This window comes from Shewanella holmiensis (assembly GCF_025370255.1).
Classification (GTDB): Bacteria; Pseudomonadota; Gammaproteobacteria; order Enterobacterales; family Shewanellaceae; genus Shewanella; species Shewanella holmiensis.
The window spans coordinates 186,424-198,142 of the sequence record NZ_JAMTCD010000007.1 but is presented as its reverse complement, the minus strand read 5'-3'; the positions used below and the strand labels follow the sequence as shown (position 1 = coordinate 198,142).

10 protein-coding genes and 2 pseudogenes are annotated in these 11,719 nt (G+C 41.7%); 11 read left to right on the top strand and 1 reads right to left on the bottom strand.

From position 1 onward, the window contains the following. Positions 1-290: 290 nt before the first annotated feature. A complete protein-coding gene (locus NE535_RS08000) occupies positions 291-437 on the top strand; it encodes a hypothetical protein (protein ID WP_261298117.1) in 147 nt (48 codons plus the stop codon). A 177-nt stretch (positions 438-614) separates the two neighbouring features. Continuing rightward, positions 615-758 (top strand): annotated as a pseudogene (locus NE535_RS07995) (IS3 family transposase); the annotation flags it as partial. Between the two features lie 23 nt (positions 759-781). Here NE535_RS07995 and NE535_RS07990 read toward each other — a convergent pair. Beyond that, positions 782-1,287 (bottom strand): annotated as a pseudogene (locus NE535_RS07990) (IS66 family transposase); the annotation flags it as partial. 366 nt (positions 1,288-1,653) lie between these two features. Between NE535_RS07990 and NE535_RS07985 the strand changes: the two are divergent. The 9 genes from NE535_RS07985 (at position 1,654) to NE535_RS07940 (ending at position 11,580) form a co-directional block, all read left to right on the top strand. Next, positions 1,654-1,944, top strand: a complete 291-nt coding sequence (locus NE535_RS07985; RefSeq protein WP_261298116.1) for a helix-turn-helix domain-containing protein — start codon at positions 1,654-1,656, stop codon at positions 1,942-1,944. Continuing rightward, a complete protein-coding gene (locus NE535_RS07980; protein WP_261298115.1) occupies positions 1,934-3,289 on the top strand; it encodes a type II toxin-antitoxin system HipA family toxin in 1,356 nt (451 codons plus the stop codon). The genes NE535_RS07985 and NE535_RS07980 overlap by 11 nt, the downstream gene beginning before the upstream one ends. A gap of 12 nt (positions 3,290-3,301) precedes the next feature. Beyond that, the gene (locus tag NE535_RS07975) at positions 3,302-3,514 is read left to right on the top strand and encodes an SEC-C metal-binding domain-containing protein (protein ID WP_261298114.1); all 213 of its coding nucleotides are present in this window, start codon (positions 3,302-3,304) and stop codon (positions 3,512-3,514) included. A gap of 18 nt (positions 3,515-3,532) precedes the next feature. After that, positions 3,533-3,706, top strand: coding sequence for a hypothetical protein (locus NE535_RS07970; protein ID WP_261298113.1), 174 nt, complete (start codon positions 3,533-3,535; stop codon positions 3,704-3,706). Between the two features lie 516 nt (positions 3,707-4,222). Continuing rightward, entirely contained in the window at positions 4,223-5,251 is a 1,029-nt protein-coding gene (locus NE535_RS07965; RefSeq protein ID WP_261298112.1) for a hypothetical protein, read from the top strand. 809 nt (positions 5,252-6,060) lie between these two features. Continuing rightward, complete coding sequence (locus NE535_RS18675; protein WP_280925394.1) at positions 6,061-8,247, top strand: immunoglobulin-like domain-containing protein; 2,187 nt, start codon at positions 6,061-6,063, stop codon at positions 8,245-8,247. A gap of 817 nt (positions 8,248-9,064) precedes the next feature. Further along, entirely contained in the window at positions 9,065-10,291 is a 1,227-nt protein-coding gene (locus tag NE535_RS07950; RefSeq protein ID WP_261298111.1) for a NupC/NupG family nucleoside CNT transporter, read from the top strand. A 51-nt stretch (positions 10,292-10,342) separates the two neighbouring features. Then, positions 10,343-11,056 carry a purine-nucleoside phosphorylase gene (gene deoD / locus NE535_RS07945; RefSeq protein ID WP_261298125.1) on the top strand — a complete coding sequence of 238 codons (714 nt, stop codon included), beginning with the start codon at positions 10,343-10,345 and terminating at the stop codon, positions 11,054-11,056. 110 nt (positions 11,057-11,166) lie between these two features. Continuing rightward, positions 11,167-11,580 (top strand): copper resistance protein NlpE, encoded by a 414-nt coding sequence (locus tag NE535_RS07940; RefSeq protein ID WP_261298110.1) that lies wholly within the window; start codon positions 11,167-11,169, stop codon positions 11,578-11,580. Positions 11,581-11,719 lie beyond the last annotated feature (139 nt).

Below are 11,719 nucleotides of genomic sequence, written 5' to 3'. Positions count from 1 at the left end.
TCAGCAGCAGAAAGTAGATAATAGAGTAATTTATTATCGCCTGTATTCAGGAATCCCCGTCGTTCACGGCGGGGAGCATGTCAACGATTGCTCTCAATATACCAGTAAAGGTTAGCGACGTTTATTAAAGCAGTTGAACTGTAGAGGTAGCATGGGGGATGTGGGGCGTGCTGGGACAATACCGTTGAGGAAGAGTCCATCCTATTGCTTACAGTCTTTGAACTTGAACGGAATTGTTATTTTTGAATATTTATTAAGCTAGCGTTATAATCAAAATATGGAATATTGATATGAGCCCACATATGTTCACTGACTCAGTAAATTATTGGATGCCACTTGTGGCGGTAGGCTTAGCGTCTACAGTGTGTTTTGGAATGATCACTTTATTCCTTATAACGCACAAGCAAGCTGAACAAAAAGCTACTAAAGCAGAATAGCCCAAAATACAGGTTTGTTAGTTTTGACATTATCTGACTCCTAGAAAAGCCTAGGGGTATTAAACAGCGCTCAAAACGAACTACAAGTCGATTCCATTTTTATTTTCAGCTTGTACTTTTTCACAGAACCAATTCCCAAGTCTGATATAATCAATCACTCAGGCTCCTGTTGATACAGAGCACCAAGAGATGTTGCAGTGGGTGAAGAATATCGCCGAGTTTAGCGATAACACCTATGGACAACGACGTATTCAGAAAGCTTTGAATTCACTTGATTACCCTGTTGGGCGTAAGAAAACAGCGCAGTTGATGAAAGAAGCGTCTAGCCAAAGACACCTAACAATTTATCTTTGTTTGATATTCCACGGCAGTAATGAATCAACCTCACTTGGATTGCATGCCAAACCTTGCAAGCACTTGGCGATATATTCATGCACGATAGGTCGTTGGCTTTTACGGTTTCGACTATACTGTAAAGCGTGGCACTAGCATGAGCCCCATTAGCTGTCTGACTGAATAACCAATTTTTTCGGCCAATCACAAACGGTTATACTGCTCGCTCTGCACGATTGTTATCAATGCTCAATCTGCCATCATCAACATAACGAATGAGTTTGTGCCATTGATTCGCCAGGTAATTAGCCGCCTCAATGAGTTTACTGTTCCCTACTAATTGTGGCTGGTTTTGCTCAAGCCATATTTTTAGCTCTCTAATAATAGGCTGTCTAGCCTCTTGTCTGGCAATGTACTTTTCATCAGTACTTTTATCTTTGATGCGTGACTCTACACCGTACAATTTCTGGATAAGGCTTAATACCATATCCGCTTTGCCCGTTTTATTTTTACCTTGTTGTTCAAATTTTGAATAGATACAGCTTGTACGGAAAGATTATGGATATTGAAAGCCATAATTATTTGGATGTGACACCGAGACGCATTAATTCTTCGGGAGCAAAGTTCAGATGGCTCAACCCCTTTCATTGCGCACAGAGTTAATAAATAGATCCTTACTCACTGTTCCCTCTATTTTCCAATTATCAAGGTTGCTCAGTACCGTCTATTTCTAACGCTGCTTTGTCAAATGTATAAACATTTGATACTTCATAGGCTTTATCGAGTAAATTTTCAACACCTTATCGTTAATGGGTATAATCGTGTCTATTTTTTGTTTTTTTTTGCTATAATGGATACAAATGTATCCATTTGGTCGTAGAAGATGAATTTCACCTTACTTGATGATACCGATGTAAGCCAAGCCTACGCTACTTATTTGCGAGAGTTACGTAAGCGTGCAAAACTGTCACGAACGGCATTGGCAGAGCGAAGCTGCGTACCAGCGGCCACCATTAAGAAGTTTGAGCTTACTGGGCAAATTTCATTTCGCCAATTGTTGTTGCTATGGCAGACCCTCGACTCATTGGATAGGCTTTATCAACTCACGCAACCTAACAAAGAGCGCGCCACTATGCCCTCTAGTATTGATGAGGTGCTAAAAGATGAGTTTTAAACCCACTCAGAAACTCACTGTAACTCGTACGTTAAGCTCAGGTGAACAGATATCTGTTGGAGTCCTGGCGCAGAATCGCCAAGGTGTTTTTTTCCAGTATGCAGACAGCTATTTGCAGCAGTTTGGCAATCTATCACCGTTTACTTTGCAAGCGAGCACACAAGTTCAAGCCGCACCTAAAGCGCCGCATCAAGGTGTACATGGCGTATTTGGAGATTGTTTGCCCGATGGTTGGGGTATGTTGTTGCAAGATCGTATTTTCCGGCAACGGAGCATCCTGCCAAATCAATTAACGGCGATGGACCGGTTGGCCTTTGTCGGTGATAAAGGGATGGGAGCTTTGTCTTTTTCTCCGCTGTCTGAATTTTCAGCCACGACGCATGCGTATATTGATTTAGCAACCTTGGGCTTAGAAGCGCAAACGCTGTTCGATGCGTCAATGTCAGATTATATGGATGATAATTACTATGGGGTAGATGGGCATACTCAACAGGTGTTGGCCGCATTAGTCGTCGGTGGTAGTTCGGGTGGAGCAAGACCCAAGGCGCAGATTTATATGCCTACTGGGGAAACTCAGCATTGTCGAACCTTCGCTCAGTCTGGAGATGAGGCTTGGCTGATTAAGTTTACCTCTAAAAATCTCGCGCTCGGGCATGAAGAAGGTTTGTGCGAGGCTGTCTATTTGCAAATGGCCGAGCAAGCAAAGTGCCAACCGCCAATTTGGCAACTCATTGAAGCACCAACTAAAAGCGGTGCGCCTGCCTGGTTGGCGCTCAAACGTTTTGATTATGTCGCTGCACGTACCGATTTGGCTGGTAAATGCAGTTCAGGTCGCTTGCATATGCACAGCGCTTGCGGGCTGCTGGATGCAGACTTTCGAACGCCAAGTTTAGATTATATTGACTTGATCAAAGCCAGCCGTCAGCTGTGTAAGTCTCCAGCTGCTGGACAGCTGCAATTTCGCCGTGCCGTTTTTAACCTGCTGTCGTCTAATCAAGACGACCACAGTAAAAACTGGGCGTTTTTGCAAGCGGATGACGGTCAATGGAATCCTGCACCTTTTTACGATATTACCTACAGCCCACATCCATTTAACGCACACGCCACAGCGTTCGGAGGTTATGGCAAAGCGCCACCGCTTAAGGTGATGCAGAAGCTAGCGACCAGTGCTGGTTATGGGAGTTGGTATGATGCAAGGCAAGTAATTAAAGAAGTGGCAGAAGCCATCAGTCAATTTACTTATCTTGCGAAGCAACAAGGGATTTGTAAAACGACAGTATCTGCAATTGCTAAGACATTGGATCAGCGTAAACAAGAAAATGCCGCGCTTTTTCTACAACAATAAGGAGGGACTGCAATGAAGCTCGGCCGAAACGATCCTTGCCATTGTGGCAGTGGTAAAAAATTTAAACGTTGTAGTATGAGCAGCGTTTCCAAGCAACATGCCCAAGTCTTCGATGATGCTGAAGCCATGCTGGCAATGAACCCCAAATTGAGCCTTGATGAACTCAACGCAGCTTTGCAGCACAAGGCGCAGGATCACAATAATCAACCTCATCTCGATTTTTGAGGCGTGACGCCAACGCAAATGGCCAATTGGCTTTATGCACCTTTTGCTGAATTACAGTGGGTGACAATCAGCACACCCGACTCTCTTTCTATCAGCCCAGTGATGCGCTATTTAGCCCTCATTCTTGATGAAGCCATGGCGCAGAAGGCTCCTTCAAAGCCACAAGTAAAAGCAACTTACCGACTAAATTAGTTAAACAGGCCAGTGAGTTATTGCCTGAGTTTGCCGTTGCTCAGTTTCCTGTAAATATAAGCATCAGCGAGTTTGCAGGCAGTAACTAAGACAAGTTTAATGCTTTGCACTACACCCGAGTGCTAGCCGACATTAGCGGTATTATTTACCTTCGGAGTGGCCGTTAGCATGTGAAAAAGACAGCGCAAAAGCAGTATCAAGCGCTAGGCATACTGTACCAATGCCGCGCACAAATTGCTAAATACATGATTAGCGTACTTTGGTATGATCAAATGAACAGAAAAATTTTGGCTTTTACTTCTACGGCGATCTAGAAATTATGCTTAATACTATTAAACAAAAAAAAATCAGAAAAAAGAAAGTGCTTTTAGTAATAAGTGGGCGCAAGTTGAAAAAAAGCAGACTCGCAATCTGAAGTTCAGAAAGAAATTAGATGATTTTAACAAGCAATTTCAAAAAGATATTTTACCTTTTGAGGTTAAGTTTTGTGAGATGATAGTAGACCAAACTCGTCATTTGATGGGGTTTGTTTCTCGCAAATCATTTACAGAATGGCAGCGAGAGGAGCTAAATATATGGATTGAATCTAATATTGATAGCCTATATGAACATCCATTTTCACCTGAAGGATTATCTCAAGCGCTGCGTAAAGAATATACTGACTCGCTTCTGGATACTGTCAATGTCATGGATAAAGATGGAACTGTAGATCCATTACATATTCTTGAAATGCGTAATTTGTTAGCTGAACTCGATATTGAGGATAATTTCTCTGATGAGCAGCTCGCTGAATTTATTCGTGAACCGCGTCAGTTTCATGATTACATTGAAACATTGTTAGCTAGTCGTGAAAACGAAGCTGAGGCCGATGCTGAAGCAGAATTTGATGAAGGATTATTTGAAGACATCGAAGATGACTTTATTAATAGTGATTATTTCCAACATTTTCAGCAATCGCACAAAAAACACCAAAAGAAATTAAAAGACCTTTTTGATGCCAGCTTATTGAGAAAATGCTACAAAAAACTTGCTAACATCTTACACCCTGATAAAGAGCCTAATGCTGCATTAAAACTGCACAAAAGTGAATTAATGGCGATGTTAGTACAAGCTAAAAAAGAGAAAGACGCATTTACAATCATAAGTCTTTATCAAGAGCATGTGCCCGATAATGATCTTAATTTAGATGAAGATGTCAGTAATGAGTTGCTGGCATTGATAGATGAAAAATTGAGACGACTTGATGATGAGTATCACCACCTAAAATACGAGCCGAATATTGAGAATATGGTTTGGCGAAAATTAGGTGGGCGTAGTAAAAAAATTATGGATGAGAAAAAACAGACCCATTTGTCTGAACTACAACAGGCCTGCGATGAAATAGCCTTGATGATTAAGCAGTGTAAGAATATGAAACAGCTTAACAAACAATTATCGGACCGTTATGAGCGTCGTCAACCCCCTTTTACTAAGATGGCAGATTTTAACGAATTCATGTCAGAGATTGATTTCGATGATTTTTTTAAACATTTTCCTTTTAAATAGGTAACAGTGACCATTCACTGCCCAGTCGGAAGATGCTGCTTATTTCATTCGCCAATGCTCGGTAGTCTTGATACATAAGCAGATCTACCGAATAGCGCCAAGTGCTCCGTCTAAAAAGACGGGGCATTTTTTTACGCCGAATGATTTGGCATTGCGATACAGTTGAAATTCTCGGATCTTGAAGCCGATTAAAATTTGACACTGATTAAATAATCTACAGTTAATCATGCCTTTTTACTCATCAGATGAGTTAACGAGGCGCTAACAATTGGCCAGTTCAGCGTTAAGCAAAGTGTTTGGCGTTAATATTTTGTCATTAAATCTTCCATCAATCATGGTCTATTGATCACCCATTCTTTGTTTAAAATGGCTTTTAGATTAGTTGCTCCTGCTGGCTTTACGTTCTTCTGGGGCGTTAATTGTCATTTCTTCTCCCTTCAATAATGTCAAATCTATGGCGCATCGGCTATAGCCTGAGCCTATTAATACATCTTACCAAAACATTGTAATTTAGCGTTTTTTTGACGTTTACTATTTTTTGACAGCGTTGTCATCTTGGGTATTTAAACTACTATAATCCCTGATCAGTCCGCTAAAAAGGGCTGGGTAAATGGATCGCTTAACGATTTCATTTATGCGTCCGGCGTTTTTCAAGCTAGTTGTCGCCATCAACCTAAGCATGGCGGTTTGCTAAAAATATTTTAATCACAATCTGAATGAATAGTTCTAGCAATTGACCTGCAGAAGTAAGCCTTAATTCAACATGATATTCATGCTAGTAAATGATGAGTTTGTAGAGGTTCTAAATTATGTTTGCAAAAAGTAAGTTGGCAGCTGTTATAGGTGTGGCATTTTCTGCGTTAAGTATCCAAGTGCAAGCCGCACCGATAGTTAATCCTCAAGCTGGTGTTGTTGTGGGTTACTGGCACAATTGGTGTGATGGTGCAGGCTATAAAGGCGGTGTGGCGCCGTGTGTTGAGTTAGCTGAAGTACATCCTATGTACAATGTGGTTAATGTGTCTTTTATGAAAGTGTTCAATACGGCTGATGGCCGTATACCGACATTCAAACTTGACCCAACAATTGGCTTGTCTGAAGCCGAATTTATCGCACAAATTGCCGAACTAAACCAACAAGGTCGCTCAGTATTATTAGCCTTAGGCGGCGCAGATGCGCATATTGAAATGCAAACTGGTGATGAAGATGCCTTTGCTGCTGAAATTATTCGCTTAACGGATCTGTATGGGTTTGACGGCTTAGACATCGATTTAGAGCAAGCTGCCATCACTGCAGCGGATAACCAAACCGTTATTCCTGCCGCGCTTCGAATAGTGAAAGATCATTATCGCACTGAAGGTAAAAACTTCTTAATTACGATGGCGCCGGAGTTTCCGTATTTGACCTCAAATGGTCATTACGTGCCATATCTAAGAGGTTTAGAAGGTTATTATGATTGGGTTAACCCACAGTTTTATAACCAAGGTGGCGATGGGCTATGGATTGATGGTGTAGGTTGGATTGCACAAAACAATGACAACTTAAAAGAAGAGTTTGTTTACTATATTTCTGACTCGTTAATTAATGGCACTCGTGGTTACTATAAGATCCCCCATGACAAGTTAGTGTTTGGTATTCCAACCAATAACGATGCAGCCGCAACGGGTTTTGTGAGTCAACCACAAGCATTATTTAATGCTTTTGATGCGCTAAAAGCTCAGTCGCAACCACTGCGCGGGGTGATGACATGGTCGGTAAACTGGGACATGGGCCAAAGTGCTAGTGGTCAGCAATATGATGAATCTTTCATTAAAACCTATGGCCCATATATTCATTCACAAGAATTACCACCTGTTGTACCTGAAGATGGCAAACCATTCTTCACTGGATTAACGAATGCGCGTGTTAAACACAACAGCAGCTTTGACCCATTATTAGGCGTAGAAGCGCACGATGCGGAAGATGGCGATTTAACCTCAAAAATCAGTGTTGAAGGGTATGTTGATAGCAGCCGTTTAGGCTTGTATCCACTGACTTACAGTGTGCTTGATTCTGATGATAATCTAACTGAGCAAGTTCGTACCATTGAGGTATACAGCGAAAAACCAGTATTTGTAGGCGTTGAAGCGGTAACTGTGCAGCAATTCAGTGATTTTGATGCGCTTGCTGGCGTAACAGCATTTGATGCTGAAGATGGTGACTTAACCTCAAGTATTGTGGTTGAAGGTGAAGTCGATACCCAAAAAGTCGGTAAATATGCTTTAACTTATCAAGTAACCGACAGTGCTAAACAAACAACTCGTATCAACCGTGCTGTGACTGTGGTCGCTGAAAATGGTGAGTGTGAAGTCGATAATTTGTGGTCTGCTACCCAAGTGTATACTGGTGGCGAACAAGTTACCCATGGCGACAAAATTTGGCAAGCGGGTTGGTGGACGCGTAGTGAAGAGCCGGGCAAAACCGGTGAGTGGGGCGTGTGGAAAGTAAAAGGCGATAGCGAGTGTGAAGACCTGTTGCCACCCGTGCCTGGCAAGCCGAGTATTACTGTTAGCGGCGTGAGTTCCGAGTACATCATTAACGATGGTGCGATAGCATTTAATGTCAATGTGCAAACCAACGCTGAAATTTTAGTTCATGTAAAACTGTATAACAGTGAAGGATTAACTTACTCATATCATAGCGAAATTGTTGATAATGTAAGCAAAACTATTCCTGTTGAGTCATACAATGTGGTTGCTGGCAGTTACCAATTACATGTTTATGGAACGGTGAAAGATAGCCATGAATTAGTGTCAGAGCAGCAGTTTGCCGTTCAGTTAGTAGAATCAAACTCAGAATACCCTGAATATGTTCCAGGACACAATTATGCGGCCGGTGATATTGTTAGCTTCGACGGCGGACTTTACCAATGTAAGCCTTGGCCATACAGCGGTTGGTGCAGTAATGCGGCCTACGCGCCAAGTGGTCAATACTGGCAAGATGCGTGGACTAAGCAATAAATTAATCGATCACTGCAGTCGCTTATTACTGATGTAAATAACTCATCTAGGTAAGCTTGACGGTTTAATGCCTGCCAGATATCAACTGGCAGGCATTTTTATTGCGGCTTCGCAGGTATTTACTCGCAGTTGTACACCAACAGCCCGGTTAATCTAACTGTTTGTAAATAGGCGCTCAATAATAAATGGGGATCGGATAATGACCGCCAAAACATGCCAGAATTTACATTGTGGGGAGAAGTGACTCTTCAGGTAAAATGAATTAAGCCTTATAGCCTTTAAAGTTTGCCAACACCTTCATAACGCTATCACGAGGTGATTAAAGTCTGCGGATTTAACTGACTTAGCCCAGTCAAAATTCAGTAAACCTCTAGCTAAAATTCAGCTAAAACCCAGCTAAAACCCAGCTAAAACCCCAATTCTGTATAAGCCAGTCAGCCCTGCGAACATAACACATTATCCAGGCTCTTTAACCTCAGCCAACTTTATGGAATTTAATTTCATTTATGTAATTTATATTCTGTATTTTAGGTGTTTTAGCGGTTTATCACTCTTTGGCGCACTCAATCTGCATGTTATTTAAAGTGCTGGGGTGTTTGTTATGTGTTAAGGCTTTGGTGGTGATGTTTGGTTTTTTTAGAATGGTACTGATCATGTGTTGTGATGGGGTTGTTTGCGATATTTTGATTTTTTGTTGATTAATATCAAGTGGATAATAAAAGTTCATATTTTGTTGTTTTTGCAAGGTTAAGCACTTGAGTCTGCGTTTTTATTTCGTACACTGCGACTTATTCTAAGATTAATGAGTCAAAAATGTATGGAAGTTTTCATCAGTTTGGTCGGTATGATGACCTTAATAGGTTTAGCGATTTTATTCTCGGAACGTCGCAGTGCCATTAACCCAAGAACGGTAATAGGCGCACTTGCTTTACAAGTCGCTTTTGGTGCGTTTGTACTGTATGTCCCCTTGGGAGAAAGGGTATTAGATGCCGTGTCTGGTGGTGTCATGCATGTCATTAACTATGCCAATGAAGGTTTAAGCTTCATATTTGGCGGTTTAGCGACTTACAGTCTTGGCTTTATCTTCGTTATTAATGTGCTGTTTGTGGTGGTTTTTATCAGTTCATTAATCGCGGTGTTGTATTACCTTGGCATAATGCAGTTAATTATTGGCCTGATTGGCGGCGGTTTATCTAAATTATTAGGCACAAGCCATGCTGAATCATTATCTGCTACAGCAAATATCTTTGTCGGGCCTATTGAAGCCCCTTCTATGGTGCGTCCCTTTGTTAAACACATGACTCGCTCTGAACTGTTTGCCGTAATGACAGGTGGTTTAGCATCGGTTGCGGGTGGCACTATGATTGGTTACATCCAGATGGGGGTTGATATTAAGTATGTGCTTACCGCAGCATTCATGACGGCTCCAGCGGGATTATTATTTGCCAAGTTGATGTGGCCTGAAACGGAAAAGCCCCGTAATGACATAAAGCAAGTGATGGATGAACAAGAGGATAAGCCAAGTAATGTACTTGATGCGGCAGCCAATGGTGCCGCGATGGGTATGCAACAAGTGTTGGCTGTATCTGCATTGTTGATTGCCTTTGTTGGCCTTATTGCGTTGATTAATGGTTTTGTCGGTAATATTGGCTCTTGGTTTGGTTATGCCGATTTAACGCTGCAGGGCATTTTAGGCTATTTATTTGCGCCTTTAGCGTGGTTAATGGGGGTGCCTTGGAGTGAGGCAACCCAAGCAGCATCATTTATTGGCCAGAAAATGGTGATCAACGAGTTTATTGCATACGTCGACTTTTTAAAAGTTGCGCCTGAATTATCAGAGAAAACTCAAATTATTATCAGTTTTGCGTTATGTGGCTTTGCTAACTTAGGCTCTCTTGCCATGGTGATTGGTGGGTTAGCGGCACTGTGTCCCGAACGTCGACATGATTTAAGTGAAATAGGCTTTAAAGCCTTAATTGCTGCTGCGTTAGCAAATTTAATGAGTGGAACTATTGCTGGTTTGCTATTCAGTTTAGCGGGCTAATTACATTATCCCGCCAGGATCATGACACTTGGCGGGTCTGTTAGGAGAGATATCATGACCCCACATATCAATGCACCTCAGGGCGCTTTTGCAAAAACCGTGTTAATGCCTGGTGATCCTTTACGTGCCAAATATATTGCCGAGCACTTTTTGGATAATCCGAAACTGGTAACCGATGTTAGAAACATGCTTGGGTATACCGGTGAATATCAAGGGAAACCGATTTCGGTGATGGGTTCAGGCATGGGGATCCCTTCCATTTCGATTTATGCGAAAGAATTAATTACAGAATATAATGTCGAGAATATCATTCGCATCGGATCATGCGGCGCGGTAAGCAATAAAATTAAGCTAATGGATGTCGTTATGGCGATGGGAGCAAGCACGGATTCTGCCGTTAATCGCAGCCGTTTTCCTAATACCGATTTTGCCATGATAGCCGACTTTAATTTACTTCGATTAGCCGTAGAAGCCGCTGAGAAGCAAGATGTAAGCTATCACGTAGGTAACTTATATTCCTCAGATTTATTTTATAGCGCAGATGAAGAACGTTATAATTTAATGGAAAAATATGGTATTTTGGGCGTTGAAATGGAAGCGGCAGGACTTTACGGTGTTGCTGCTGAATACGGTGCAAATGCGCTAGCCATGATGACAGTAACCGATCATCTAAGACTGGGTTTACATTTAACGGCAGAAGAGCGCCAGCAAACCTTGAACGAGATGATCAAGCTTACCTTAGAGGCGATAATCCAACTTAATTAATGGTGATTGTCAGCTATATTAAATACAAGATGAATGGGGCAAACGACAAATCAATGGATTAATCGTTTGCCCCTAGCCTGAATTGATATCAATAAAGATGTGAGTGATAAATGAGACTTTTAACCGTATTATTAATAGCGTGCGGTGCAGTATTAACAGGATGTGATAGCCCAAATACCGTTGCTGGGCCGGATGAAACGACCAGCATCAACGCCGACACCGCAAGAACATCTTTAGATTGGAATGGAATATATAAAGGAACCGTTCCATGTGCGGATTGTGAAGGTACTGACGTTTTTTTAGAACTGAAACATGATGGGACTTATATGCAAAGTTTAAGTTACATCGGCAAAATGAGCGCAACGGTTATGGACGAAGGTGAAATATCCTGGAATTCAGCAGGCAATGAGATCACCATAAAAGAGATGCGTTATTTTGTTGCTGAAAACCGCCTTGTTCTTGTTAATGATGACAGTGCGACTGAACAGAAGGTTTATACGCTTTACAAAGAGCCAGCTTTGTAATTTGCAAATTGACGCGCATGGCTTACTTTTACACTTTGACAGATCACGGTTTTGTGGCCAAGTAAGCTTGGTTAATATGGGGCGTTTAAGTATGCCCTGTTTTTAATATCATATTGAACACAGAATAAATCAATCATTC

Excerpts from the sequence above, each read along its gene's own strand:
- NE535_RS07950 (WP_261298111.1), top strand. The coding sequence starts at position 9,065 with ATGGAAGTTTTCATCAGTTTGGTCGGTATGATGACCTTAATAGGTTTA.
- NE535_RS07970 (WP_261298113.1), top strand. The coding sequence starts at position 3,533 with ATGGCCAATTGGCTTTATGCACCTTTTGCTGAATTACAGTGGGTGACA.
- NE535_RS07985 (WP_261298116.1), top strand. The coding sequence starts at position 1,654 with ATGAATTTCACCTTACTTGATGATACCGATGTAAGCCAAGCCTACGCT.
- NE535_RS07940 (WP_261298110.1), top strand. The coding sequence starts at position 11,167 with ATGAGACTTTTAACCGTATTATTAATAGCGTGCGGTGCAGTATTAACA.
- NE535_RS07975 (WP_261298114.1), top strand. The coding sequence starts at position 3,302 with ATGAAGCTCGGCCGAAACGATCCTTGCCATTGTGGCAGTGGTAAAAAA.
- NE535_RS07980 (WP_261298115.1), top strand. The coding sequence starts at position 1,934 with ATGAGTTTTAAACCCACTCAGAAACTCACTGTAACTCGTACGTTAAGC.
- NE535_RS08000 (WP_261298117.1), top strand. The coding sequence starts at position 291 with ATGAGCCCACATATGTTCACTGACTCAGTAAATTATTGGATGCCACTT.
- NE535_RS18675 (WP_280925394.1), top strand. The coding sequence starts at position 6,061 with ATGTTTGCAAAAAGTAAGTTGGCAGCTGTTATAGGTGTGGCATTTTCT.